This is a genomic window from Microbacterium sp. GXF0217 (assembly GCF_054798195.1).
This window is the reverse complement of record NZ_JBSJZG010000003.1, coordinates 559,427-582,981: the sequence shown is the minus strand read 5'-3', so window position 1 is coordinate 582,981 and position 23,555 is coordinate 559,427. Positions and strand designations below refer to the sequence as shown.

At 69.0% G+C, this 23,555-nt stretch carries 25 protein-coding genes, 1 tRNA gene and 1 pseudogene; 9 read left to right on the top strand and 18 right to left on the bottom strand.

Going from position 1 to position 23,555, the window contains the following annotated elements:
* Entirely contained in the window at positions 1–360 is a 360-nt protein-coding gene (locus ACWAT3_RS08900) for a LysM peptidoglycan-binding domain-containing protein (RefSeq protein WP_460797662.1), read from the bottom strand.
* 283 nt (positions 361–643) lie between these two features.
* Here ACWAT3_RS08900 and lexA point away from each other — a divergent pair, with 283 nt between their 5' ends.
* Positions 644–1,330 (top strand): transcriptional repressor LexA, encoded by a 687-nt coding sequence (gene lexA / locus ACWAT3_RS08895; protein ID WP_460797660.1) that lies wholly within the window; start codon positions 644–646, stop codon positions 1,328–1,330.
* A gap of 174 nt (positions 1,331–1,504) precedes the next feature.
* Positions 1,505–3,367: a S9 family peptidase gene (locus ACWAT3_RS08890; RefSeq protein WP_460797659.1), complete on the top strand. Its 1,863-nt coding sequence runs from the start codon at positions 1,505–1,507 to the stop codon at positions 3,365–3,367.
* A gap of 3 nt (positions 3,368–3,370) precedes the next feature.
* Here the strand turns inward: ACWAT3_RS08890 and smpB are convergent, their stop codons facing one another.
* The 3 genes from smpB to ftsE are packed head-to-tail and all read right to left on the bottom strand — an operon-like array spanning position 3,371 to position 5,850.
* Positions 3,371–3,847 carry an SsrA-binding protein SmpB gene (smpB, locus tag ACWAT3_RS08885; RefSeq protein WP_460797658.1) on the bottom strand — a complete coding sequence of 159 codons (477 nt, stop codon included), beginning with the start codon at positions 3,845–3,847 and terminating at the stop codon, positions 3,371–3,373.
* A 51-nt stretch (positions 3,848–3,898) separates the two neighbouring features.
* Complete coding sequence (gene ftsX, locus ACWAT3_RS08880; protein ID WP_460797656.1) at positions 3,899–4,813, bottom strand: permease-like cell division protein FtsX; 915 nt, start codon at positions 4,811–4,813, stop codon at positions 3,899–3,901.
* The gene (gene ftsE / locus ACWAT3_RS08875) at positions 4,810–5,850 is read right to left on the bottom strand and encodes a cell division ATP-binding protein FtsE (protein WP_460797654.1); all 1,041 of its coding nucleotides are present in this window, start codon (positions 5,848–5,850) and stop codon (positions 4,810–4,812) included. The genes ftsX and ftsE overlap by 4 nt, the downstream gene beginning before the upstream one ends.
* A 170-nt stretch (positions 5,851–6,020) precedes the next feature.
* Between ftsE and ACWAT3_RS08870 the strand changes: the two genes are divergently transcribed.
* Entirely contained in the window at positions 6,021–6,815 is a 795-nt protein-coding gene (locus ACWAT3_RS08870) for a DUF2510 domain-containing protein (protein WP_460797653.1), read from the top strand.
* A gap of 60 nt (positions 6,816–6,875) precedes the next feature.
* On the opposite strand, the gene prfB is transcribed toward ACWAT3_RS08870, so the two are convergent.
* The gene (prfB, locus tag ACWAT3_RS08865) at positions 6,876–7,985 is read right to left on the bottom strand and encodes a peptide chain release factor 2 (RefSeq protein ID WP_460797651.1); all 1,110 of its coding nucleotides are present in this window, start codon (positions 7,983–7,985) and stop codon (positions 6,876–6,878) included.
* 67 nt (positions 7,986–8,052) lie between these two features.
* Between prfB and ACWAT3_RS08860 the strand changes: the two genes are divergently transcribed.
* Positions 8,053–9,306, top strand: coding sequence for an MFS transporter (locus ACWAT3_RS08860; RefSeq protein WP_460797649.1), 1,254 nt, complete (start codon positions 8,053–8,055; stop codon positions 9,304–9,306).
* A 3-nt stretch (positions 9,307–9,309) separates the two neighbouring features.
* On the opposite strand, the gene ACWAT3_RS08855 is transcribed toward ACWAT3_RS08860, so the two are convergent.
* The 7 genes from ACWAT3_RS08855 to ACWAT3_RS08825 are packed head-to-tail and all read right to left on the bottom strand — an operon-like array spanning position 9,310 to position 13,723.
* Positions 9,310–9,738 carry a pilus assembly protein TadG-related protein gene (locus tag ACWAT3_RS08855; protein ID WP_460797648.1) on the bottom strand — a complete coding sequence of 143 codons (429 nt, stop codon included), beginning with the start codon at positions 9,736–9,738 and terminating at the stop codon, positions 9,310–9,312.
* Positions 9,735–10,190: a TadE family protein gene (locus tag ACWAT3_RS08850; protein ID WP_460797646.1), complete on the bottom strand. Its 456-nt coding sequence runs from the start codon at positions 10,188–10,190 to the stop codon at positions 9,735–9,737. The genes ACWAT3_RS08855 and ACWAT3_RS08850 overlap by 4 nt, the downstream gene beginning before the upstream one ends.
* The gene (locus tag ACWAT3_RS08845) at positions 10,162–10,557 is read right to left on the bottom strand and encodes a TadE/TadG family type IV pilus assembly protein (protein ID WP_460797644.1); all 396 of its coding nucleotides are present in this window, start codon (positions 10,555–10,557) and stop codon (positions 10,162–10,164) included. The genes ACWAT3_RS08850 and ACWAT3_RS08845 overlap by 29 nt, the downstream gene beginning before the upstream one ends.
* Positions 10,558–10,560: 3 nt before the next feature.
* Positions 10,561–10,758, bottom strand: a complete 198-nt coding sequence (locus tag ACWAT3_RS08840) for a hypothetical protein (protein ID WP_460797755.1) — start codon at positions 10,756–10,758, stop codon at positions 10,561–10,563.
* 30 nt (positions 10,759–10,788) lie between these two features.
* On the bottom strand, positions 10,789–11,727 hold the full coding sequence (locus ACWAT3_RS08835) for a type II secretion system F family protein (RefSeq protein ID WP_460797642.1): 939 nt from the start codon (positions 11,725–11,727) through the stop codon (positions 10,789–10,791).
* Entirely contained in the window at positions 11,724–12,584 is an 861-nt protein-coding gene (locus ACWAT3_RS08830; protein ID WP_460797640.1) for a type II secretion system F family protein, read from the bottom strand. The genes ACWAT3_RS08835 and ACWAT3_RS08830 overlap by 4 nt, the downstream gene beginning before the upstream one ends.
* Positions 12,581–13,723, bottom strand: a complete 1,143-nt coding sequence (locus tag ACWAT3_RS08825; RefSeq protein WP_460797638.1) for a CpaF family protein — start codon at positions 13,721–13,723, stop codon at positions 12,581–12,583. Before ACWAT3_RS08825 ends, ACWAT3_RS08830 begins: the two co-directional genes overlap by 4 nt.
* A gap of 338 nt (positions 13,724–14,061) precedes the next feature.
* Between ACWAT3_RS08825 and ACWAT3_RS08820 the strand changes: the two genes are divergently transcribed.
* The 3 genes from ACWAT3_RS08820 (at position 14,062) to ACWAT3_RS08810 (ending at position 15,404) form a co-directional block, all read left to right on the top strand.
* Entirely contained in the window at positions 14,062–14,412 is a 351-nt protein-coding gene (locus ACWAT3_RS08820) for an ankyrin repeat domain-containing protein (RefSeq protein WP_460797637.1), read from the top strand.
* A gap of 81 nt (positions 14,413–14,493) precedes the next feature.
* Positions 14,494–14,575 (top strand) — tRNA-Leu (locus tag ACWAT3_RS08815).
* A 55-nt stretch (positions 14,576–14,630) separates the two neighbouring features.
* Complete coding sequence (locus tag ACWAT3_RS08810; RefSeq protein WP_460797635.1) at positions 14,631–15,404, top strand: DedA family protein; 774 nt, start codon at positions 14,631–14,633, stop codon at positions 15,402–15,404.
* A gap of 30 nt (positions 15,405–15,434) precedes the next feature.
* On the opposite strand, the pseudogene ku reads toward ACWAT3_RS08810, so the two are convergent.
* Positions 15,435–16,229: pseudogene (ku, locus tag ACWAT3_RS08805) on the bottom strand (non-homologous end joining protein Ku); the annotation flags it as partial.
* A 60-nt stretch (positions 16,230–16,289) separates the two neighbouring features.
* Here ku and ACWAT3_RS08800 point away from each other — a divergent pair.
* Positions 16,290–18,692 (top strand): ATP-dependent DNA ligase, encoded by a 2,403-nt coding sequence (locus tag ACWAT3_RS08800; RefSeq protein WP_460797634.1) that lies wholly within the window; start codon positions 16,290–16,292, stop codon positions 18,690–18,692.
* A gap of 1 nt (position 18,693) precedes the next feature.
* Here the strand turns inward: ACWAT3_RS08800 and ACWAT3_RS08795 are convergent, their stop codons facing one another.
* The 4 genes from ACWAT3_RS08795 to murI all read right to left on the bottom strand — a co-directional run bounded on the left by ACWAT3_RS08795 (position 18,694) and on the right by murI (position 21,869).
* On the bottom strand, positions 18,694–19,611 hold the full coding sequence (locus ACWAT3_RS08795) for a cation diffusion facilitator family transporter (RefSeq protein WP_460797632.1): 918 nt from the start codon (positions 19,609–19,611) through the stop codon (positions 18,694–18,696).
* Between the two features lie 83 nt (positions 19,612–19,694).
* Positions 19,695–20,291: an RdgB/HAM1 family non-canonical purine NTP pyrophosphatase gene (gene rdgB / locus ACWAT3_RS08790; RefSeq protein ID WP_460797631.1), complete on the bottom strand. Its 597-nt coding sequence runs from the start codon at positions 20,289–20,291 to the stop codon at positions 19,695–19,697.
* Positions 20,288–21,025 carry a ribonuclease PH gene (rph, locus tag ACWAT3_RS08785; RefSeq protein WP_460797629.1) on the bottom strand — a complete coding sequence of 246 codons (738 nt, stop codon included), beginning with the start codon at positions 21,023–21,025 and terminating at the stop codon, positions 20,288–20,290. The genes rdgB and rph overlap by 4 nt, the downstream gene beginning before the upstream one ends.
* Positions 21,018–21,869, bottom strand: a complete 852-nt coding sequence (murI, locus tag ACWAT3_RS08780) for a glutamate racemase (protein WP_460797627.1) — start codon at positions 21,867–21,869, stop codon at positions 21,018–21,020. Before murI ends, rph begins: the two co-directional genes overlap by 8 nt.
* A gap of 59 nt (positions 21,870–21,928) precedes the next feature.
* Between murI and ACWAT3_RS08775 the strand changes: the two genes are divergently transcribed.
* The gene (locus tag ACWAT3_RS08775; protein ID WP_460797625.1) at positions 21,929–23,254 is read left to right on the top strand and encodes a nicotinate phosphoribosyltransferase; all 1,326 of its coding nucleotides are present in this window, start codon (positions 21,929–21,931) and stop codon (positions 23,252–23,254) included.
* On the opposite strand, the gene ACWAT3_RS08770 is transcribed toward ACWAT3_RS08775, so the two are convergent.
* Positions 23,251–23,517 carry a DUF3039 domain-containing protein gene (locus tag ACWAT3_RS08770; RefSeq protein WP_264155266.1) on the bottom strand — a complete coding sequence of 89 codons (267 nt, stop codon included), beginning with the start codon at positions 23,515–23,517 and terminating at the stop codon, positions 23,251–23,253. The genes ACWAT3_RS08775 and ACWAT3_RS08770 overlap by 4 nt on opposite strands.
* Positions 23,518–23,555 lie beyond the last annotated feature (38 nt).

Here is a 23,555-nt window from a genome sequence, read left to right as displayed (position 1 = left end):
TCAGCCGGCGTACGCCGCCGGGATCGCGAGCTCATCTCCGATCATCAGCGTGCCACCTTCGAGAAGGTTGAGCTTCTGCAGACCGTCGACCACCTCGCGGGGATCGACACCGGGTGCGATTTCCTCCGCGATCGACCACAGCGTGTCGCCGGGCATGACGGTGACGGTCTCGAACGATGCGGTCACCTCTTCACCGCCGGCATACGCGGATCCTCCGCTCAGCACTGCGAACGCGAGACCGACCGCCAGAGGTAGCGCCGCGAGAGCGAGCAGAACACGGCGACCCCGTGCCGTCAGACGCAGTCGGGTGACTGCCGCGGACGGACGGATGGACGGTGCGGTGACGCTGATGCTGCTCATGATCGCTGCTCCTCGTGCTTCCTCTCCCGATCGGGAGATGTTGGCGTAGCGTTCGCATTCCCCACTCGGCCGGGAGTGGGGGATGCGAAGCTACGTACCGAATGTATCTTCGAATTCGAATCTTTGTCAAGCATTATTCGAAACCGGATCTTCGAATCCACCGACACGCTCGAACAGATCTTCCCCGAACAGGGGAACCTCGGATACGGTTTCGCTAACGACACCTCACCACGGGCCTCCGACATCGATGCCGGGCACCCGATAGGTCAACGAAGGAGCAGCCATGAGCGACGCATCAGCCCCCGGCACTGAGGCACCGCGCACTCGTCGACGCAAGAGCCTGAGCGCCAAGCAGATGGCGATCCTCGAGGTTATTCAGACCTCGATCGCGCGGCACGGCTATCCGCCGAGCATGCGCGAGATCGGCGACGCAGTCGGGCTGAAGTCGCTCTCGAGTGTCACGCATCAGCTCGGCCAGCTCGAGCTCAGCGGCTACCTTCGTCGGGACCCGGGCAAGACGCGCGCCATGGAGGTGCTGATCGATCTGCCTGGCAGCGGCACCGAGAACCCCGCCGACACGGCACCTCCGGTCGGTGATGCGGCGCTCGTGCCACTCGTCGGGCAGATCGCGGCCGGCGTGCCGATCACGGCCGAGCAGCAGGTCGAAGAGATCTTCCCCTTGCCGCGTCAGCTCGTCGGCAAGGGCGATCTGTTCATGCTCAAGGTCAACGGCGAGTCGATGATCGATGCCGCGATCTGCGACGGCGACTGGGTCGTGGTGCGCACGCAGAACACGGCGGAGAACGGCGAGATCGTCGCCGCCATGCTCGACGACGAGGCCACGGTCAAAACTTTCCGCCGCCGCGACGGCCACACCTGGCTGCTCCCCCGCAACTCCGCGTTCGAGCCCATCCTCGGCGACGATGCGACCGTGCTCGGCAAGGTCGTCGCGGTACTTCGCGCCGTCTGAGCAGCGACTCGGTGGTCTCGTCGTATCCACCTGCTGACAATGCGGACGCGGGCCGCGAAGAACCTGCGCTTCGCGGGCGGATGCCGGGATCGGCTGTCGCTGCACGCTCCAGGGTGAACGGGGCGGTTGCGTGACACCCTGTGTCGCGTCACGCGCGTCTCGTAGGCTCGGAGCATGCCCCAGCCGTTCGGATCCTGGCCCTCCCCGTTCCACGCCGCCGATATCGCGGCATCCGCTCCCCGTATCGACGGCGCCTGCTTCGCGGGAGACGAGATCTGGTGGGGCGAGTCCGTACCGGCACAGGGCGGCCGGGTGACCGTGCGCAGCTCCACCGGGACCGAGGTGCTCCCGTCACCCTGGAGCGCTCGTTCCCGCGTGCACGAATACGGCGGCGGGTCCTGGACGGCGGATGCCGACGGCATCCTGTACTTCGTCGAAGCCCGAGGGCAGCAGGTGCACCGATTGGAACCGGGCGGCACGCCGCAGCCCCTGACCGCGCCCGGACCGGCGCACGGCGGTCTGCGGCTCCAGCACGGCAGGCTGCTCGCCGTGCGCGAGGACCTCACGTCCGACCCGCACCAGCGCGCGATCGTCGAGATCCCCACCGACGGCTCGGCCGCGGCAGACGCATCAGCGGTGATCGTGCACGCTCAAGGTCCTGGATTCTTCGCACACCCGGCGCTCTCCCCCGACGGCGCACGGATCGCGTGGGTGCAGTGGCAGGGCGATCGGATGCCGTGGGAGAGCGCTCAGGTGCACATCGCGCGCATCGGCGACGACGCAGCTGCCGTTCTGCCGACCCGCGCGGCGCTGCAGCCGGAGTGGGCCGACGATGCGACGCTGATCTACTCGGACATCCCCGACGACCGATGGACACTGCATCGCGTCCGCGTGGACGGTGCGACGCCGTCCACCGCCGCGGCAGTCGCCCCGGCCGATGCCGACACCGGCTACGGGCTGTGGGTGCTGGGCAACCGCTGGTATCGCCCGCTGGACGATGGGCGCATCGTCGTCGTGCGCACCAACGGTCGCGATGAGGTCGTCGTGATCGCACCGGACGGCGGCGTCCGCGCACTCGCGGTCCCCTGCGACGGTCACGTGAGCATCGACGACGCCGACGGGACGCAGGTGCTCGTGACCGGGACGGGCTCGACCGTCTCCCCTGGGCTGTGGTCCGTCGACGTCGACTCCGGCGCCGTCGTCGCGATCGCCGGTGGCCGACCCGTCGATCCGGCCTGGATGCCGCCAGCGCGGCCGATCGTCGTGGACGGCGCCCACGGCCCCGTGCACGCGTTCGCTTACGCGCCGGCGAACCCGGAGTGCGCCGCAGCGCATGACGAGCTGCCGCCGTACATCGTGTTCGTGCACGGCGGTCCGACCGCCCATGTCACCGGCGCCGCGTCCGCCGGGATCGCGTTCTACACGAGCCGCGGCATCGGCGTCCTGGATGTCAATTACGGAGGTTCGACCGGATACGGACGCGCCTATCGGGAGCGTCTGGACCACAGCTGGGGCGTCATCGACGTGGACGATGTCCTCGCAGCGGCGCGCGGACTCGCGGACGCGGGACTCGCCGACCCTGCACGCATCGCGATACGCGGCGGTTCGGCCGGCGGATGGACAGCCCTCGCCGCGCTGGTCCGGGGCGGCGTCTTCGGCGCCGGAATCAGCCGGTACGGCGTCACCGACCTGCGCGCCCTGGCCGCAGACACGCATGACTTCGAGAAGGAGTACCTGAACGGGCTCGTCGGACCGCTGCCCGAAGCGGAAGCCCTGTACGTCGAGCGCTCGCCGCTGACCAACGCCGCGCGGATCGATGTCCCCGTCCTGCTGCTGCAGGGCGCGGATGACCCGGTCGTACCGCCATCGCAGTCCGAGGCGATCCGCGAGGCCCTGGCCGCGCGCGGGATAGACCACGAGTACGTGGTCTATCCCGGCGAGAGCCACGGGTTCCGCAGCGCGGAGACGATCGTCGACGCGCTCGAGCGCGAACTGGACTTCCTCGGCCGGGTGTTCGACTTCCGGCCCGTCCGGTAGTCGCTACTCGCCGACGCGGTTGCGCAGGCGCATCGCGCGCTCGGCCTCGCGGGTGTCCTGACGCTCGCGCAGCGTCTGGCGCTTGTCGAACTCGCGCTTGCCCTTGGCCAGTGCGATCTCGACCTTGGCACGGCCGTCGGAGAAGTACAGCTTGAGCGGGATCAGGGTGTAGCCGCCAGCCGAGACCGCATGCTGCAGCTTGTCGATCTCGTGGCGGTGCAGCAGCAGCTTCCGGGTGCGCTTGGAGGCGTGGTTGGTCCAGTGCCCCTGCGAGTACTCCGGGATGTGCACGGCATCCAGGAACGCCTCGTTGCCCTTGATGAACGCGTAGCCGTCACTGAGGTTCGCGCGACCCTGACGCAGCGACTTCACCTCGGTGCCGGTGAGCACGAGTCCCGCCTCGTACGACTTCTCGATGGTGTAGTCGTGACGTGCGCGACGATTGGTCGCGACGACCTTCTCCCCGCGTTCCCTGGGCATGCTGTTCTCCCGTGTCTGCGCCGTGCGGGCGCACGGCAGCCTGTCAGCTTATCAGGTGCGCAGCCAGCGACGGATCGCGAAGCCGGCCGAAAGCGCTGCGAGCACGACGCCGATCACGATGAGGATCGGCACCACGAGCGCGGCATCCTGCATCGTGACCCAGGTGGTGATCGATGGCACCCGCCCGCGGAGATATCCGTCGACGCCGAAGTGCATTCCGGCGAGGACGGCCGCGCTCGCGAGCACGGAGCCGAGGAACGCCGCGAACACGCCTTCGAGGACGAACGGCGTCTGGATCACTCTGTTCGATGCGCCGACCAGGCGCATGATGCCGATCTCCTTGCGCCGGGCGTACGCCGACAATCGGATGGTCGTCGCGATCAGCAGCACCGCCGCGATCAGCATCAGGGCCGCGATGCCGACCGCGATGTAGGTGGCGACCGTCAGGGCGGAGAAGAGCGGATCCAGGTACTTCAGCTGATCCACCACCTCCTCGACGCCCTGCACGCCGGTGAACGACTCCGCGATGACGCGGGACTGGGCGGGGTCCTTGAGTGTCACCCAGAAGCTCTGCTGCATCTGGTCCTCGGTGAGGACGCCGGCCTGCTCCTCACCGACGAGTTCGACGAGGTTCGCGTAGGCCTCCGCCTTGTCCTCGAAGCGGACGCTGCCGATGAGCGGTGACAGCGCGTCGCCGTCGAGCTCGGCCTGCACGGCATCCAATTGCTCCTGTGTCGCCTCGCCGTCCAGACACGTGTCGGTCTCGGAGACCGGCGAGCACATGTAGACGGCGACCTGCGCGCGTTCGGACCAGAAGGCCCGCATGGTGGAGATCTGCTCCTGCATCAGGATCGCCGCCCCCACGAACGTCAGCGAGACGAACGTCACGAGCACGACGGAGATGACCATGGAGGCGTTGCGCCGAAGGCCCACGAGAGCCTCGGTCAGGATGAGTCCGATCCTCATGACGTCGGCCCCACTTCGTTGTCATCCTTGTCCACGAGGCCGAGACGATCGGCCACCCCCACCTCGGCGATGTCGACCTCGGGGAGGACGATCGGGTGCGTGAGGGAGGGCGTCTGCTCCGCCGCGTCCACGGCGGCCGCGTCGGATGCCGGAGCGGATGCCGGCGGTGATGCCGGTGCCGTCGTGACCGGGCCGGTGGCCGCTCGGTTCTTCGTCTCCCGCATGCGGGCCAGCGTCTCGGCATCCAGCGGCGGGATGGAAGCCGTCTCGCGCTGCACCTCCTGAACCGCGGTGAGCGCTGCGGCGGCGGCGGCGCCGCGCTCCTGGGCGGGAGCCAGCAGCGGAATGGCCGAGGTGTCGCCGTAGCCGCCGTGCACCTCGTCGCGGACCATCTCGCCGTCGCGCAGCTCGATCACGCGGCGCTGCATCTGGTCGACGAAGGCGGCCTCGTGCGTGGCCATGAGCACCGTGGTCCCGCCCGCGTTGATGCGTGCGAGCAGCTGCATGATGCCGACAGAGGTCGCCGGGTCCAGGTTTCCGGTCGGCTCGTCCGCCAGAAGGATCTGCGGTCGATTGACGATCGCGCGCGCGATCGCGACGCGTTGTTGCTCGCCGCCGGACAGTTCGTGCGGCATCCGCTTCTGCTTGCCGTCCAGTCCGACGAGCGCGAGCGCTTCGGGCACGGCCTGCTGGATGAACCCGCGCGAGGAGCCGGTGACCTGGAGCGTGAACGCCACGTTCTGGTAGACGGTCTTCGACGGCAGCAGTCGGAAGTCCTGGAACACCGAGCCGATGTGGCGGCGGAAGTAGGGCACCTTGCGGTTCGCCAGCGAGCGGAGGTCGCGACCGAGCACGGCGACGCGGCCGGTGGAGGGGACCTCCTCGCGCAGGATGAGCTGCAGGCAGGTCGATTTGCCGGAGCCCGAAGCGCCGACGAGGAAGACGAAGTCCCCGCGCTGCACTTCGAAGTCGACTCCCGACAGGGCGGGGCGTTTGGTGCCCCGATAGCGTTTGGTGACGTTCTCGAACCGAATCATGGCGCTACGAGCCTAAGCGCGGCCAGGGCGCTGCCCGCGAGCGACACCCCTCATGCGCCCGCGCGGGGCGGCAGATGTCGCACAGGACTGATATAGATGAAGAAGGACACCGGAGGGGTCGTCCTGCGCCCGTGCCGCGCACAGCAACGGCGCGAGAACTCGAGGACATCATGAGCACGCCTGCCGGTTGGTATGACGACGGATCGGGGCGCCAGCGCTGGTGGGACGGCACGAAGTGGACCGACCAGTTCGCTCCGGAGTCGCCCGCGACGGATGCCGGGGTCCCGCCCTACGCCTCGAACGCGCCCGTCGGTTCGCCCGCGCAGGGGGACTCGGCGCCGTATGCGGCCGCTGCGCCTGCCGGATCCGGCGTGAAGCCGAAGCCCCACATCCTGGGGTGGATCGCGCTCGGCGTCGCAGCGCTCGGTTTCCTCCTCGCCTGCATCCCGGCGACCGTGATCGTCGGCCTCATCCTGCTTCCGATCGCTCTGATCCTGTCGATCGTCGCGCTCTTCATGAAGGGCGCCAAGTGGCCGGCCATCACCGGACTCATCCTCGCCGTCGTCGGCGGGATCATCGGCACGGTCGTGCTCGTCGTCACCCTGGTCTCGGTCGGGATGCAGGCGATCGAGGACATCTCGGACACGACGGTCTCCGCGTCGCCGCAGGACGAAGCAGACGACTCTGACGATGCGGCTGATGACGCCGTCGAATCCGGCGCGCGACCGACCGTCGACGAGGTCGCAGGCGCGATCGAGGCGTATCTCGCAGCAACCGGAACCGAAGACACCTACTCGGACGCTCAGATCACCTGCTTCGCTGAGGCGTTCGTGGCGTCCGACACCGACGACGCGACGCTGCGCGCCATCGTCGAGGCGAACGGGGACTTCACCCAGCTGGACGCCGCTGAAGCCTTCGCGACCCTGCTCGGCGAGAACATCACGACCTGCGCACTCGTCCAGTGAGGCACTGACATACGAAGGCGGCCCCGGTGAATCACCGGGGCCGCCTTCGTGCTGTGCGGATCAGTCGTCGTCGCGGCGCTTGCGCCAGCGGATGCCCGCGGAGATGAAGCCGTCGAGGTCGCCGTCGAAGACGGACGCCGGGTTGCCGGACTCGTACCCGGTGCGCAGGTCCTTGACCAACTGCTGACCGTAGAGGAAGTACGAGCGCATCTGGTCGCCCCAGCTCGCGGTGATGTTGCCCGCGAGCTCTTTCTTCTTCGCCGCTTCCTCCTCCTTCTGCAGCAGCAGCAGGCGGGTCTGCAGGACGCGCATGGCGGCGGCGCGGTTCTGGATCTGCGACTTCTCGTTCTGCATCGACACGACGATCCCGGTCGGAAGGTGCGTGATGCGCACGGCCGAGTCGGTCGTGTTGACGGACTGGCCGCCAGGGCCGGACGAGCGGAAGACGTCGACGCGGATGTCACCCTCGGGGATGTCGACCTCGGTCGCCTCCTCCATGAGCGGGATGACCTCGACCGCGGCGAAGGACGTCTGGCGCTTGTCGGCCGACCCGAACGGGCTGATGCGCGCGAGACGGTGCGTGCCCGCCTCGACGCTGAGCGTCCCGAAGGCGTACGGGGCATCCACTTCGAAGGTCGCGGACTTGATGCCGGCGCCTTCCGCGAAGGAGGTGTCCATGACCTTCACCGGATACTTGTGCTGCTCCGCCCAGCGCAGGTACATGCGCATGAGCATCTCGGCGAAGTCTGTGGCGTCGTCGCCGCCGGCGCCGGAGCGGATCGTGATGATCGCGCTGCGTTCGTCGTACTCGCCATCCAGAAGGGTCTGCACTTCGAGCTGGTTGATGATCTCCGTGAGGGAGGCGAGTTCGCTGCGCGCTTCGAGCGCAGAGTCCTCATCGCCCATCTCGTTGGCGAGGTCGATGAGCACCTCGAGATCGTCGAGCCGCTGCGCGATGCCGGTGATGCGCGCGAGTTCGGATTGGCGGTGGCTGAGCGCACTGGTCACCTTCTGCGCGCGCTCGGTGTCGTCCCAGAGATCGGGCGCACCGGCCTCTTCGCTGAGTCGCGCGATATCGTCGCGGAGACGGGAGACATCGACGACCTCGCTGATGTCGCCGAAGGTTTGCCTGAGCGCCTGGATTTCGGCGGAGAGATCGAGTTCGAGCATGACACCCCAGCCTATCCTGCTTCGCGACGCCGTGAGAGGCCGGGTGCCGCGAGTAGAGTTGCCGACGATGAGCAGTGCATCCTCGGTCCTCAGGCAGTTCGGGCCGATGGTGTACCTGCCGACGATCCTGTTCTCGCTCGGCGAGGGCGCCGTGCTCCCGCTGATCCCGGTGATCGCTGCGAACATGGGCGCCGACGTCGCCTCGGCCGCCCTGGTCGCCTCTGCTCTCGTCGTCGGACAGCTCTGCGGCAATCTCCCGGCCGGCTGGGCCGTGGCGCGCATCGGCGAGCGCTACACGATGGTGATCGCCGGCCTGATCTCGATGCTCGCCGTTGCCGGCATGATCTTCGCACCCGTGATCGGCGCCTTCGCCGCCGCGGTGTTCCTCCTCGGGTTCTGCGCCGCCGCCTTCGGGCTCGCCAGGCACGCGTTCATGACGACGCGCGTGCCGATCGCCTTCCGCGCCCGCGCGCTGTCGCTGCTGGGCGGAAGCTTCCGCCTCGGAGTCTTCATCGGTCCGTTCATCACCGCGGCCCTCCTGCAGGTGTTCGATGAGACCGCTGCGATCTGGTTCTTCCTGGTGTGTCTGGCCGCGATGGTCGTGCTCGTGCTGTTCGGGCCCGATCCGGAGAAGACCGCTCCCCCGTCCGCCGCGAACGGCTCGCTCGCCGAGGACACCGGCGAAGCGGTGTCCGGCTCGATTCCGACGACCGATCGGCCGGGTGTCCTGCGCACGATGTGGCATCACCGCGGCGTGCTCAGCCGGCTCGGGCTCGCCGCGGCATCCCTGTCCGCCGTCCGTTCCGCGCGGCAGGTGGTGCTGCCGCTGTGGGGAGTCTCGCTGGGTCTGGATGCTCAGACGATCGCACTCGTCGTCGGCGTCTCCGGCGCGATCGACTTCGCCCTGTTCTATGCGAGCGGTCAGGTGATGGACCGATTCGGCAGGCTGTGGGCCGCGATGCCGGCCATGGTGCTGATGGGCTCAGGATTCCTGGTGCTCTCGTTCACGCACGACGGCGAAGCCGCGGTGCTCTGGTTCGGCATGCTCGCCGCCGTGCTCGGAGTCGGCAACGGCCTGTCCAGCGGCATCCTGCTCACGCTCGGCGCCGACGTCGCGCCGCGCGCGGAACCCGCCGCCTTCCTCGGTTCGTGGCGGACCCTGACGGATGCGGGTGGCGCCGTCGCGCCGCTCCTCGTCTCCGGCGTGACCGCGATGGCCTCGCTGTCGGTCGCGACGGGGCTGATGGGGCTCGTCGGCCTGATCGGCGCGCTGGGTTTCGTGCGGTGGATCCCGAAGTTCAGCCCTCGGAGACCTGGCTGACGGTCATTGCAGCGCCGTCCGACTGGTCGCCGATGCTTCCAGGGCCATGCCGTCCGGCACGAAGGGCGAGAACAGCGGCGGATGCCAGGTGGCCGCGACCGTGACGCGTGCGGTCACGCCGTCCGGTGCGTCTGCGGATACGAGTGTCGCGGTCCCCGGCATCGCCGCCACGACGGCCTCGGCCTGTTCGCGCACGCCCGCCGGCGTGAGCTCGGCCCGTGCGGACTCGCCGTCGACGACGAGGGTGAACCCGTCCGACCCGGCGAGCGCCGCGGCATCCGCCAGCGAGTCGAGGCGTTTCTGCGCGATGTACAGGTCCGTCGCGCACACGCAGGCGAAGACGACCGCGATCGCGAGCAGGGCGTATCCGAGCATAAGCGGGAGGATGCTTCCCTCCTCACGCGACAGGGTCTGCGCGCGTCCGGTCGTCATCCGCCGCCCCACACTCGCGAGATCTTCTGCGCCGCCGCGGCCTCAACCGGGATCGCCGTGGCCTGGTCGAGCCCGAGGACCGGCGGCACGAACGGCAACGAGACCCGCGTCGTGACGGTGACGATCACGGTTGCGCCTGGGGCAGGGCACACAGCGGATGCCGGCGTGCAGGCGACCACCACCTGAACGGCCGCGGGGTCCATGCCGTACTCCTCGACGACCTCGGCGACGATCGCGTCGCCTCGTGCGGCGGCGGACGGGGCATCCGGACCCTGGCCCATCGCACGCGCCGTGTGGCGGGCGGCGGCCTCGGCTCCGAGGGTCTGTTCCTGCACGGTACCGAGCGCGAGCACGAGGTAGACGAGCGGGACGAGCAGGATCACGCCGACCACGATGAACTCGAGCGCGGCCGATCCGTCCTCGTCACCCGCCCAACGACTCGATCGGCGCATCCGCTTCCACCTCCAAGGCGAACGGGATCCCGATGAGGCCCAGCACGGGCAATGCCGTGCGGACCCGGACGGTGACGACATCCTGACCGGCCTGCTCGCCGGCGCTCACCGTGATGTCACCGGCGTAGTCGCCGCCGATGGCCGTCGTGATCACCTCCGACGTGCGGGCGGCGCCGTCGCCGAGAGCCGTGTCGGCGAGCGCCGCGTAGTGCGCGCCCTCGACGGCGGCGTCGTGCACCACGTTGCGGATATAGATCGCCAGCCCCAACTGCAGCACGGCGAGCGTGAGCACGGTGAGGATCGAACCGACGAGGACGAATTCGACGGGACTCGAGCCGTCCTCATCGCGCGTGATTCGCCGGAGCACGACTCAGATCCCCGAGACGCTCGCGATCGCCTGCTCGAAGAGCGACGTCAATGCGGGGCCGGCCACTGCCCAGATCAGGACGACGAGGCCCGCCGTCATCAAGGTCACGAGAACCCAGCCGGGGACATCCCCGGTCTCGTCCTCGACGAGCATTCTGGTGCGCCCCGCCAGGCGCATGCGCCACTGTCGAAGTCTGTTCATGTCGGTTCCTTTCGTGGGGGCGGTGCCCGGTCAGCCGAGACCGAGCCGGAGGATGAAGAGGCCGGGGAAGATCGCGAACAGGACCGAAAGCGGCAGGATCAGGAAGACGAGCGGAAGAAGCATGTAGATCTCCTTCCGACCCGACTGCTCGATGAGCCCGCGCTTCGCGTCCTCCCGGGCATCCGTGGCCTGCGCATGCAGGACCCCGGCGAGGGGCGCGCCGTGCTCGAGCGCGGCGACGAGCTGATCCACCGCGCGGGACAGCCCAGGAAGCTGCAGGCGGGATGCCGTTTCCCCCAGGGCGTCGGCGAGCGGGGATCCGGTGTTCACATCCAGCACGACGCGCCGCAACTCGGCGGTGAGCTCCCCTGAGCCGACATCCGCAACGCGGCGGATCGCATCCAGGAGGCTCTCGCCGGCGGACAGGCACAGCGCGAGGAACTCGAGCGTCGTCGGCAGCTCCTCCTCGAGCCGGGACATCCGCGAGCGTGCTCGCGCGGTGAGCAGCATGTCCCAGCCCGCGGCGCACCCGACGGCGGTGAGGATCGGCAGCACCACGGTCGGCGCGGTCATCCGACCGGCGAGGGCGAGCACGATGACGATGAGCGCGCCGGATGCGAGGCCGGTCAGCCCCCACGCCAATTGCCTGCCGCGGAAGGCGCTCGACTCGAGAGTGCTTCCGGCCTGCGACAGGCGCGTCCGCAGCGCCTCTCCCCCGCCGACCAGGCGCTCGAAGAGGCCTCGCAGTCGCTCCCACCCGGTGCGCCCTGTCGCCGACAGCACACCGGCACTCGGCAGGATGCCGCGCGGCAGCAGCGCATCGGGGACCACGTCGCGCACGTACGGCGCGATCCGGACGCTCAGTGACGCCGCGCGCCACCGCGGCAGAGCGCCGAGGACGAAGAGCACACCGGCGGCGAACAGGCCGCCGAGCAGCACCGCGATCGCGAGGTCGGTGATCACCATCATCCGAACCACCGCTTCGGCTCAGGGAGGCGTCCGACCCGCATCATGATCCGGAAGGCCACCACCGAGACCGCGGCACCGGCGACGATCACGAGCACGCCCTCCGGCGTGCCGTAGGCGTCAGCGCCCTCCGGGCGCATCACCAGCAGACCGAGGATGACCCAGGGCGCGACGACGCCGAGCACCGCGGCCCCGTGGATCCAGGACTGCCGGGCCTCGACCTCGCCGCGCAGGGCCGCGTCGGCCCGCACGGATGAGGACAGCGCCCGCAGCACACCGGTCAGATCGGTGCCGCCGACCTGACGCGCCATCCGCAGCGTCTCGATGATGCGGTCCGCGATCGGATCAGCCAGCGTCGCCTTCAACCGGTCGAGGCTGGTCTCGAAGCGTCCGGTCGCCCGCAGATCCCTGGCGAACACGGCGAACGCGGGGCGGACCGCGTGCGGCGCCGAGTCCGCGAGGCCCGCCACGGCATCCGGCAGGGACAGCCCCACCCTGATCGCGGCGATCAGCAGGTCGCAGACATCCGGCCAGAGCTGGCGGCGCGCCTTGCGCAGCCGCAGTCGCCGACCGCGCAGGTAGGTCACGGGAGCTGCGGCCGCTGCTCCCGCCGCGAGCACGGCGAGCGCCGCGAGCCCCGTGAGCAGCCAGACGACGGATGCCGCGACGGCGGCCACCGCGACCATCACGATCATGAGGGTCCGCGCGCGAACCCCGCCGAGTCCTGCCTCCTCGAGCAGCGCGGTGAGCGCATCCGTGCGCTGCCTGGGCTCGACCACGCGTTCTCGATGCGGCCAGAGCCACGGCGATGCGCACAGCAGCAGGCCGGCGGCGAGGACGGCTCCCATGAGCAGCGTCATGCGCCCGACTCCGCTCGGTAGACCGTCCGGGTGATGATGCGACCGTCGACGAGCTCACCGGTCGGGGCGATCACCTCGGCCACATGGCGCCGGCCCGCGGCATCCCGTGCGCAGTGCACGACGAGCGACACCGAGGACGCGATGGCGGGTGCGATGAAGGAGCGATCGATGTTGCGCCCGGCCAGCAACGGCAGGATCGAGAGCTTCTCGAGCGCCTCAGCGGCCGAGTTCGCGTGGATCGTCGCCGCACCTGGCACTCCGGTGTTCAACGCGAGCACGAGGTCGAGCGCCTCCGCGTCACGGACTTCGCCGATCACCAGACGGTCAGGGCGCATGCGCAGCGCCTCCTTCACGAGGCGGCGAAGAGTGATCTCACCCGTGCCCTCGAGGCTCGCCTGCCGCCCCTGCAGGGCGACGAGGTCCGGTCCTTCGACGGCGAGCTCGAACGTCTCCTCGGCGGTGACGATGCGCTGCATGTCGGAGCAGGCGGTCAGAAGGGCTCCCAGCAGCGTGGTTTTCCCCGCGTGCGTCGCACCCGACACGAGCACACTCCGGCCGTCGTGCATGGCAGAGCTGAGCATGTCTGCCACATCCGGAGGCATGGCTCCCTGGCGGACGAGGGCATCGAGCGTCCGGTGGCGCGGCAGGAACTTGCGGATGTTCACCGCCCAGCCTCCGCGGACCACATCGGCGATCACCACGTGCAGGCGCGAGCCGTCGGGAAGCGACGCATCGACGAACGGCTGACTGATGTCGACCCGGCGCCCCGTGGGCTGCAGCATCCGCTCCACGAGGTCGCGGAGCACCGCATCCGTGAGGCGCAGCGGAATCCGCTCGGCGACTCCGCCGCGAGCGACGTGCACCTGCTCGGTGCCATTGATCCAGATCTCCTCGATCTCCGGGTCCTCCAGCAGCGGCTGGAGCGGCCCGTATCCGTGCACCGAGGCGAGAACCTCCCGCACCAGAGCGATCTCGTCGTCCACCATCGCCTCACCGCGGGAAAGGGCGAGGTCGTTGTGACGACGCACCTCGGCCTGCGCGACGCGTCTGGTCTCGACGGGGTCGATCGAGGGATCGGTGCGCTCCGCACGCAGACGTCGACGCACGCGGTCTGCGACGACGGATGCGGGATGGCTCACGCGTGCATCCTCGCAGGATTCGGACGCCAGCCTAGGAAGTTATCCACAGGACTCGTCCCGGCCGCATCATCCGAACGGCTATCGCATCGCAGCGCGGTGGACGACGCGGGGTCATCACGCACCATCGAGAATCGGATCATCACCCGTCCTCCGGAGGTCCGTCATGCGCCGCAGACCACACCTGCTCGTCCTCGCGACGGCGGTCGCGCTCGCGCTCGTCGCGTGCAGCGCCCCGGTCACGACCGCCGAGCAGACACCCGCCGAGGAGACCGGCATGCCGGACAGAACCCCCGAGTTGCGCGACGTGGATGCGTCCCCGATCGCGGCCGCGTGGGCCGATGACGTCCCCCGAGCAGCGAGGCGATGCCGCCGCCGCGCAGACGCTTGCGACCGCCGTTACCTCGCCCGCTCCCACCGACCCGAATGCCGCGCTGCTCGCGGCATCCGGATCCGGAGATGCGGATGCCGCAGCCCTCGCCATCCGGGCCGGAGCCGATCTCGAGACGAGGGATGCCGACATGCGACGCACGCCCCTCATGCACGCCGTGCTGAACGATCACGTGGCGCTCGCCCGGCTGCTCGACGCGATGGGCGCCGACCCCGGCATCCGCGATGCGAACGGCCGCAGCGCACTCGATCACGCACGCGAGAGCGGCTTCGACGAGATCGCCCTGATCCTCGGCGGATGATTCCGGGAAACCAGGGGGGAATCCCCCGGATCCCCCGCCCCCGAGACGTCCGAAGCCCCGGCTAGACTGGCATCGCGCAGCGCGGGAGTGGTGAAACTGGCAGACACGCAGGATTTAGGTTCCTGTGCCTTCGGGCGTGTGGGTTCAAGTCCCACCTTCCGCACGCAGAGGGCGCTGTCGCGCGCTCGACCGCCGATCGGCTCACACGACGGGACATCATGCATCACATCGCGCTCATCCCCTGGCTCGACCCGGCGACCATCATCGGTGCGGCGGGCCCCTGGGCCCTGCTGGTCGTGTGCTTCATCATCTTCGCCGAGACGGGTCTGCTGGTCGGCTTTCTGCTGCCTGGGGACACCCTGCTGGTCATCGCGGGGCTGCTGTCGCACCCCCAGCCGTACGCCGCGAACGGCGTCTTCGGCATCAGCGTCTGGTGGGTGGCGCTGCTCATCGGCCTCGCGGCCTTCATCGGCGGCGAAGTCGGCTACCTCATCGGCCACAAGGGCGGTCCCGCGGTCTTCGAGCGCAAGGAATCCGGCCTGTTCAGCCGGAAGAACGTCGAGCGCACGAACGCGTTCTTCGAGCGCTACGGGGGTCTCACGATCATCTTGGCGCGCTTCGTACCGATCGTGCGCACATTCGCTCCCGTCGCCGCGGGCGTCGGACACATGCACAAGGGAAAGTACACCCTCTACAACCTCATCGGCGCGGTGCTCTGGGGCTTCGGGCTGACGATGTTCGGCTACGCCATCGGGTTCATCCCACCGGTCGCGAGGTTCGTCGAGCACTACATCGACCTGATCCTGCTGGCCGCCGTCGGCGGCACCGCGATCGTCACGCTGTGGCACTACTTCTCGGAACGTCGCAAGGTCCGCAAGGAGCTCGCCGCCGGCGGCGACCCCGAGGTCGACGCCTCAGAGGCCGCAGCGCTCACGCTCGACGCCGAGGTCTTCGACCGCGCCCCCGACTTGGACGGCGACGGCAAGCACTGACCGCGCTCACGAGGCTCAGCCCGCGTCGCGCTTCTTCGATCGCGACTTCTCGACGCTGGCGCGCAGCGCCTCCATGAGGTCGATGACCTCGCCGCCCTTCGCGGTCTCCTCGCCCTCCTCGCCGAACGTCTCCGCCACGTCGAATGTGTCGCCGGCCTCGATCTTGGCGTCGATGAGGGTGCGCAGCTCCGTCTGGTACTCGTCGACGAACGATTCAGGGTCGAAGTCGCTCGAGTAGCTGTCGACGAGGCTCGCCGAGAGCTCGAGCTCCTTCTTCGAGATCTTCACGTCCTCATCCAACGAGTCGAACGACGCCTCCCGCACCTCGTCCGCCCAGAGCAGCGTCTGCAGCACCAGCACATCACCGCGCACGCGGAGGGCGGCGAGCCGTGTCTTCTGACGCAGCGTGAACCGAACGATCGCCGTGCGGTCGGTCTGTTCCAGCGTCTTGCGCAGCAGCACGTACGCCTTCGGCGACTTCGAGTCCGGCTCGAGATAGTAGGCCTTGTCGAGGGTGAGCAGATCCACCTGCTCGATCGGCACGAACTCGACGACATCGATCTCGCGGCTGCGCTCGGCGGGGAGCGCATCGAGGTCGTCCTTGGTCAGCACCACGCGCTGCCCGTCGTCCTCGTAGGCGCGGTCGATGTTCTGGTACGGCACGACCTCGCCGCACACCTCGCAGGTCCGCTTGTAGCGGATGCGTCCACCGTCCTCATCGTGCACCTGGTGCAGCGGAACATCGTGGTCCTCGGTGGCCGAGTACACCTTCACCGGGACGTTCACGAGCCCGAACGTCAGGGCGCCTTTCCAGATCGACCTCATGACACCAGTGAACACCGCGAGCCCCGTCCGTGGCCAGAGGCTTGCGGCTACGATTTCGGCATGCCCAGCAACGCGCAGCTCGTCGAGGTCGACGGTCGGCGCGTGCGGTTGACGAACCTCGACAAGGTGATGTATCCCGCGACGGGGACCACCAAGGGCGAGGTCATCGCGTACTACACGGCGGTCGCGTCCCGCATGCTCCCGTTACTGTCCGGCCGCCCCGTCACCCGCAAGCGCTGGGTGGAGGGCGTCGGAACAGCGGATGCCCCGGCTGACGCCTTCTTCACCAAGCAGCTTGAGCAGGGCACGCCGGGCTGGGTGAGCCGGAGGACGATCGAGCACTCCGACGGCCCGAAGGACTATCCGCTGATCGAGGACCTGCCATCGCTGGTCTGGTTCGCCCAGATCGCGGCGATCGAGCTGCACGTCCCGCAGTGGCGCTTCACGCCGGACGAAGACCGCGGCAACCCGGACCGGCTCGTGATCGATCTCGATCCGGGGCCCGGTGCGGATCTCGCCGCCTGCGCGCATGTCGCCGGCCTCGCCCGCGCCATCCTGCAGGACATCGGTCTGGACCCGGTTCCGGTGACGAGCGGGAGCAAGGGCATCCATCTCTACGCACGTCTCGACGGTACGCAGACCAGCGATGCGGCATCCGCCCTGGCGAAGGAGCTCGCCAGGTCAATCGAAGCGGATCACCCCGACATCGCCACGAGCGTCATGGCGAAGGCCGCGCGCGACGGCAAGGTGTTCCTCGACTGGAGCCAGAACAGCGCATCCAAGACGACGATCTCACCGTATTCGCTGCGCGGACGCTCGCATCCGACCGTCGCCGCCCCGCGCACGTGGGACGAACTGTCCGCACCCGGGCTCCGCCATCTCGAGTTCGACGAGGTGCTCGATCGGATGGATGCCGGCATCGATCCGTTCGTCGGCTTCGGCCCAGTCGCATCGCCGCAGCACCTCGCACCGTACTTGTCCAAACGCACCGCGGGACGCACACCGGAGCCGATGCCGGAGCTGCACGCCGTGGCGCCGTCGCCCCCAGGAGCCCCGCCGCGGTTCGTGATCCAGGAACATCACGCGCGGCGGCTGCACTTCGATCTGCGCATCGAACGCGACGGCGTGCTGGTCAGCTGGGCGGTGCCCAAAGGCATCCCCGAGCTCGGCGAGCGCAATCATCTCGCCGTCATGACCGAGCCGCACCCGCTGGAGTATCTCGAGTTCCACGGTGAGATCCCCGCGGGCGAGTACGGTGCGGGGAGCATGACGATCTGGGACACCGGAACCGTCGAGATCGAGAAATGGCGCGACGACGAGGTGATCGCCGTCTTCCGCGGACGCGGCCCACTGGGGAACGCGCGGCTGGCGCTGATCCGCACCGACGGCAGCGGCGAGAAGTCCTCCTGGCTGCTGCACCGGATGAAGGATGCCGGGGCGACGGCGCCCCGGCATCCGGTCGTCGCCGCATCCCCCGTCGCGCATGCGGAGGCCGAACCCGGCCGCGTGCCGGAGCCCATGCTGGCCGAGACGGGGACTCCGGGGCTCGCTCGCGGTCTCGGCGATGCGTGGACCGAGATCAAGTGGGACGGCATCCGTGCCCTGGGGGTCTGGCGGAACGGCCGCCTGCGCCTGTATGCCCGCAGCGGAACGGACATCACCGCGCGCTACCCCGAGCTCACCGCGGACGGCGCCCCGCACTTCGCGGTGTCGGATGCCGTGGTCGACGGCGAGATCATCGCACTGGATGCGTCAGGGCGCCCGAGCTTCAGCCGTCTGCAGAACCGGATGCACCTGACGAAGCCGCGCGAGATCGAACGCGAGGTGGTCCGCACACCGATCGCGTACCAGCTGTTCGACCTGATCCGCCTGGACGGGCATGATCTGACCAGAACGCCGCTGCGGGATCGGAGGCGACTGCTCGAGACGCTCGCCGAGAGCGCCGACGGCCCCCTCGGGGTCCCGCCGGTGTTCGATGACCTCGACGCCGCCCTGCAGACCAGCGGCGAACTCGGGCTGGAGGGCGTCGTCGTGAAGGACGCCCGCTCGGCGTATCGGCCGGGCGCGCGATCCGGTTCCTGGTTGAAGATCAAGCACACCCGCGCGCAGGAGGTCGTGATCGCCGGCATCCGACCGGGGAAGGGCAACCGCGCGGGCAGCATCGGGTCCCTGCTGCTCGCCATTCCGCACGACGGCGGGCTGCGCTACGTCGGCCGCGTCGGCTCGGGGTTCACCGACCGCATCCTGACGGACCTGATGGCCCGGCTGGCTCCGCTGCGCGTCCCGGACAGCGGGATCGACGGCGTTCCCGCGCCGGATGCGTCGGATGCCGAGTGGGTCAGCCCTGAACTCGTCGGCGAAGTCGAGTTCGCGAACTGGACACCGGACGGCATCCTGCGGCACGCACGGTGGCGGGGGCTCAGGCCAGACAAACGCGTCGACGAGATCGTCGTCGAGTCCTGAATCAGGCGTGCGCCTGCTCGCACCGGGCGGCATCGTCCGGCTCGATCTGGAACGTCGAGTGCTCGACGTCGAAATGCTCGGCCAGGCAGCCCTGCAGCTCGGCGAGCAGCGCCCCGGAGCGCCCCTGCGCGACGATCTCCGGGGCCACGCTGATGTGCGCGGTGAACACGGGCGCCCCGCGCGTCAGCTGCCACACGTGCACGTCGTGCACGCCGGTGACGCCGTCGAACGCCTGCAGATGCGCGCGGATGTCGGCGACCGTCATGCCCTTCGGCGCCGACTCCGCAAGCACGGAGAACACCTCGCGCAGCAGCGTGACGGCGCGCGGGATGATCAGAGCGGCGATGAACAGCGACGCGATCGCGTCCGCCGGCATCCACCCGGTGACGAGGATCACCAGCGCGGCGACGATGACGGCGGCGGATCCGATGAGATCGCCCAGCACTTCGAGGTACGCGCCGCGGACATTGATGTTCGTCCGCTGCGCGGAGCTCAGCAGCCACATCGAGACGCCGTTGGCGACCAGACCGACGACGGCCACAGCCAGCATCAGTCCTCCGGCGACCTCGGCCTCACCGGGATCGAGCAGGCGCGAAACGCCCTCGACGGCCACGACGACGGCCAGGACGATGAGGATGACGGCATTGATCAGCGCTCCAAAGACCTCGGCCCGCTGATAGCCGAACGTGCGCCGGTCGTCAGCGGGTCGCGCGGCGACGGCACTGGCGACGAGTGCGATCACGAGCGCCGAGGCATCCGTGAACATGTGCGCGGCGTCCGCGAGCAGCGCGAGCGACCCCGTGAACACCGCCCCGACGACCTGCACGATCATGATCGCAGCCGTCAGGCACAGCGAGATCGTCAGGAGACGGCGGCTGCCTGCTCCACGGATCCCGGTGGGATGGGCGTGATCGTGCATGCCTCCAGCGTACGAGCGCCCACAGCCGTCAGCGGCGATTTCCCGCAGTCGGGAATGGTGACGATTCTCAGTAGCAGCCGCCGTCAGAGCGTCGCGAGCAGCGGGATCAGCGCGTCGAACGCACGCGCGCGGTGAGACTGCGACTGCTTCTCCTCGGCGCTGAACTCGCCGACCGTCCGCTGCGCGCCGTCCTGCCCATCCGGCACGAAGATCGGGTCGTACCCGAATCCTCCGGAACCCGATGCTGCGTGCGCGAGCCTTCCCGGCCACCTGCCCTCGACGATGTGCTCATCGCCGTCCGGTGTGACGAGCGCGATGGTCGACACGAACTGCGCGGCGCGGTGCTCGTCTGCGATGTCCGCGAGCTGGTCGAGGAGCAGATCGAGATTCGCCTGAGCATCCTTCTTCTGACCGGCCCAGTAGGCGGAGAATACGCCAGGGGATCCGCCGAGCACATCGACGCAGATCCCGGAGTCATCGGCGAGGGCAGCGAGACCGGTGTGCTGAGCCGCTGCTCTGGCCTTGATCAGCGCGTTCTCGGCGAAAGTGACGCCGTCCTCGACCGGCTCCGGTCCGTCGTAGCCGACGACCTCGAGATCGGGCCGCGTGCGCGCGACGATCTGGGCGAACTCCGCGACCTTGTGCGGATTGTGCGTGGCGAGGACGACGCGCACCGTCACTCCCCCGCGAGAGCCGTGAGCTGCCGGCTCTTCAAGTCCTCGCAGCCGGCGACGCCGAGCTCGAGCAGAGCGTCCAGCTCGCGCTTATCGAACGGAGCGCCCTCCGCGGTGCCCTGCACCTCGACGAAGAGCCCCCGGCCGGTCACGACGATGTTCATGTCCGTCTCGGCGCGGACGTCCTCCACGTAGGCGAGATCGAGCATGGGCTCGCCGTCGATGATCCCGACGGACACGGCCGAGACCGAATCGAGCAGCGGCTTGGCGTTCTTGGCGATGAACTTCTTCTCCCGCCCCCACTCGATCGCGTCGGCCAGCGCGACGTAGGCGCCCGTGATCGCCGCCGTGCGGGTGCCGCCGTCGGCCTGAAGCACGTCGCAGTCGATGACGATCGTGTTCTCGCCGAGCGCCTTGGTGTCGACCACGGCGCGCAGGGCGCGACCGATCAGGCGGGAGATCTCGTGCGTGCGTCCGCCGATGCGGCCCTTCACGCTCTCCCGATCGTTGCGGCTGTTGGTCGCCCGCGGGAGCATGGCGTACTCGGCCGTGACCCATCCCTTGCCCTTGCCGGTGAGCCACCGCGGGACGCCGTTGGTGAAGGATGCGGTGCACAGCACCTTCGTTCCGCCGAAGCTGATGAGCGCCGATCCTTCGGCATGACCGCTCCACCCCCGCTCGATCGTGATCTCGCGGAGCTGGTCCGTGGCGCGGCCGTCGGAGCGGACGATGTCAGACATGGGATTCCTTCGTCTCGAGGGATTGTGCTTCGGGAAGTGTGATGACGCCGGTCTGCACCAGTTGGACGTCGCGGACCTCGCGACCCATGAGCCGGTTCGCGAGCGCGGTGAACTCGTCGGCGGAATCGCCGGTCGCCTCGTAGACGTACGTGGCCACGGCATCCGAGGAGGCGAGCAGATCGCCGCGGACGAGCTGGCGGTACACGTCGGCGGCCGTCTCTTCGTCGCTGGAGACGAGCGACACGCCCTCTCCCATGACGTAGCCGATCGCGCCGCGCAGGAACGGATAGTGCGTGCAGCCGAGCACGAGGGTGTCGACGTCGGCCTCTCGCAGCGGTGCGAGGTAGTCCTCGGCCGTCGCGAGCACCTCAGGCGAGCCGGTGATGCCCGCCTCGACGAACTCGACGAACCGCGGGCACGCGGCGGTGAAGACCTCAAGACGCTCGTTGACCTCGAGCATGTCCTGGTATGCGCGGGATCCGATCGTGCCGACGGTTCCGATCACACCGATGCGTCCGTTGCGCGTGGTCGAAACGGCTCGACGCACGGCAGGGCCGATCACTTCGACCACCGGGACGTCGTAGCGCTCGCGAGCATCGCGCAGCATGGCGGAGGATGCCGTGTTGCACGCGATCACGAGCATCTTCACGCCCTGTTCGACGAGCGTGTCGAGCACCTCGAGACCGTAGCGGCGGACGTCGGCGATCGGCTTCGGACCGTACGGAGAGTGGGCCGTGTCGCCGATGTAGACGAACGATTCGCGGGGCAGCTGGGCACGGATGGCCCTGGCCACGGTGAGTCCGCCCACACCCGAGTCGAAGATTCCGATGGGCGCGTCGTTCATGACTCACCAGCCTACCGTCCTCCCGCCGGAGTCCTTCGTCCGCTCACTAAGCTGAGCGCATGACCTCGTCGACGGCGCTTCTGACCGACCGCTACGAACTCACCATGCTTGGCGCCGCGCTGCGCGACGGCACGGCTGCGCGCCCGTGTGTGTTCGAACTGTTCTCGCGGCGTCTGTCCGGTGGACGCCGTTTCGGCGTCGTCGCCGGGACGGGACGCCTGCTGTCGCTGCTGCGCGAGTTCCGCTTCGGCGACGAGGAGCTGCGCTTCCTGCGCGACGCACAGGTCGTGGATGCCGAGTCGCTGACGTATCTCGAGAACTACCGGTTCACGGGGTCCATCAGCGGCTACCGCGAGGGAGAGCTGTACTTCCCCGGGTCACCGATCCTCACGGTCGAGGGCAGCTTCGCGGATGCGGTCGTCCTCGAGACGCTGGCGCTGAGCGTGCTCAATCACGACTCGGCTGTCGCGACCGCCGCATCGCGGATGAGCATCGCCGCCGGTGACCGCCCGCTCGCGGAGATGGGCTCGCGCCGCGCCGCGGAGCAGTCCGCTGTGGCCGCCGCACGGGCCGCGTACATCGCCGGTTTCGGCTCCACCAGCAACCTCGAGGCCGGACGGCGGTGGGGCATCCCCACGATGGGCACCGCCGCGCACTCCTGGACGCTGCTGCATGAGACGGAGGAGGACGCGTTCCAGGCGCAGATCGCCAGCCTCGGAACCGACACGACTCTGCTCGTGGACACCTACGACATCCGCGCCGGAGTCGACACGGCGATCCGCGTCGCCGGCACCGGACTCGGCGGCGTGCGCATCGACTCCGGTGATCTGCCGATCGTCGCGGCCGAGGTACGCGCGCAGCTCGATGAGCTCGGCGCGACGGGCACGCGCATCACGGTGACGAGCGACCTCGACGAATACGCCATCGCCTCCCTCGCCGCCTCGCCGGTGGACGCGTACGGCGTCGGAACGTCGGTGGTCACCGGGTCGGGCTATCCGACCGCGAGCATGGTCTACAAGCTCGTCGCCCGACAGGATGCCGCGGGTGGGTGGATCGGCGTCGCGAAGGCGTCAGCCGACAAGGCGTCGCAGGGCGGTCGCAAGGCGGCGTTCCGCACGCTCACCGACGGAGTCGCGACCGCCGAGACGGTGGTCGTTTCGGATGGCTTCGAAGAGCTGGACACGCCAGCCGAGCACCCGGACTCCCGCCCCCTGCAGGTGCTGTTGGTCGAACGCGGCGAGATCGACGCCACGCACGAAGGAGTCGCGGGGACGGCGGCGGCTCGCGCGCATCACCTGCGCGTGCGCGAAGAGCTCCCGGTCAGGGCGCTGGCGCTCAGCAAGTCGGATCCGGCGATCCCGACGGTCCTGATCGACGCGGTCTAACCGACCATCGACTCGTAGATCTCCTTGCACGTGGGGCAGACCGGGAACTTCTCGGGGTCGCGCCCCGGCGTCCACTTCTTGCCGCACAGCGCACGCACCGGCTTGCCGGTGATCGCCGATTCGAGGATCTTGTCCTTCTTCACGTAGTGGCTGAAGCGCTCGTGGTCGCCCGGCTCGATGTTCTCCTGGTTCAGGAGCTCTTCGAGTTCGCGATCAAGCGTTGCCACGCCGCCCTGATCGGGGCTGTCCAGCGGAGTACTCATGGGCCGATTCTAGCCGGGAGCGCGACATCGCGGGCGGC

Bases quoted from the DNA above. Each gene is read 5' to 3' on its own strand.
- ACWAT3_RS08900 (WP_460797662.1), bottom strand. From the start codon at position 360: ATGAGCAGCATCAGCGTCACCGCACCGTCCATCCGTCCGTCCGCGGCA.
- lexA (WP_460797660.1), top strand. From the start codon at position 644: ATGAGCGACGCATCAGCCCCCGGCACTGAGGCACCGCGCACTCGTCGA.
- ACWAT3_RS08890 (WP_460797659.1), top strand. From the start codon at position 1,505: ATGCCCCAGCCGTTCGGATCCTGGCCCTCCCCGTTCCACGCCGCCGAT.
- smpB (WP_460797658.1), bottom strand. From the start codon at position 3,847: ATGCCCAGGGAACGCGGGGAGAAGGTCGTCGCGACCAATCGTCGCGCA.
- ftsX (WP_460797656.1), bottom strand. From the start codon at position 4,813: ATGAGGATCGGACTCATCCTGACCGAGGCTCTCGTGGGCCTTCGGCGC.
- ftsE (WP_460797654.1), bottom strand. From the start codon at position 5,850: ATGATTCGGTTCGAGAACGTCACCAAACGCTATCGGGGCACCAAACGC.
- ACWAT3_RS08870 (WP_460797653.1), top strand. From the start codon at position 6,021: ATGAGCACGCCTGCCGGTTGGTATGACGACGGATCGGGGCGCCAGCGC.
- prfB (WP_460797651.1), bottom strand. From the start codon at position 7,985: ATGCTCGAACTCGATCTCTCCGCCGAAATCCAGGCGCTCAGGCAAACC.
- ACWAT3_RS08860 (WP_460797649.1), top strand. From the start codon at position 8,053: ATGAGCAGTGCATCCTCGGTCCTCAGGCAGTTCGGGCCGATGGTGTAC.
- ACWAT3_RS08855 (WP_460797648.1), bottom strand. From the start codon at position 9,738: ATGACGACCGGACGCGCGCAGACCCTGTCGCGTGAGGAGGGAAGCATC.
- ACWAT3_RS08850 (WP_460797646.1), bottom strand. From the start codon at position 10,190: ATGCGCCGATCGAGTCGTTGGGCGGGTGACGAGGACGGATCGGCCGCG.
- ACWAT3_RS08840 (WP_460797755.1), bottom strand. From the start codon at position 10,758: ATGAACAGACTTCGACAGTGGCGCATGCGCCTGGCGGGGCGCACCAGA.
- ACWAT3_RS08835 (WP_460797642.1), bottom strand. From the start codon at position 11,727: ATGATGGTGATCACCGACCTCGCGATCGCGGTGCTGCTCGGCGGCCTG.
- ACWAT3_RS08830 (WP_460797640.1), bottom strand. From the start codon at position 12,584: ATGACGCTGCTCATGGGAGCCGTCCTCGCCGCCGGCCTGCTGCTGTGC.
- ACWAT3_RS08820 (WP_460797637.1), top strand. From the start codon at position 14,062: ATGACGTCCCCCGAGCAGCGAGGCGATGCCGCCGCCGCGCAGACGCTT.
- ACWAT3_RS08810 (WP_460797635.1), top strand. From the start codon at position 14,631: ATGCATCACATCGCGCTCATCCCCTGGCTCGACCCGGCGACCATCATC.
- ACWAT3_RS08800 (WP_460797634.1), top strand. From the start codon at position 16,290: ATGCCCAGCAACGCGCAGCTCGTCGAGGTCGACGGTCGGCGCGTGCGG.
- ACWAT3_RS08795 (WP_460797632.1), bottom strand. From the start codon at position 19,611: ATGCACGATCACGCCCATCCCACCGGGATCCGTGGAGCAGGCAGCCGC.
- rph (WP_460797629.1), bottom strand. From the start codon at position 21,025: ATGTCTGACATCGTCCGCTCCGACGGCCGCGCCACGGACCAGCTCCGC.
- murI (WP_460797627.1), bottom strand. From the start codon at position 21,869: ATGAACGACGCGCCCATCGGAATCTTCGACTCGGGTGTGGGCGGACTC.
- ACWAT3_RS08775 (WP_460797625.1), top strand. From the start codon at position 21,929: ATGACCTCGTCGACGGCGCTTCTGACCGACCGCTACGAACTCACCATG.
- ACWAT3_RS08770 (WP_264155266.1), bottom strand. From the start codon at position 23,517: ATGAGTACTCCGCTGGACAGCCCCGATCAGGGCGGCGTGGCAACGCTT.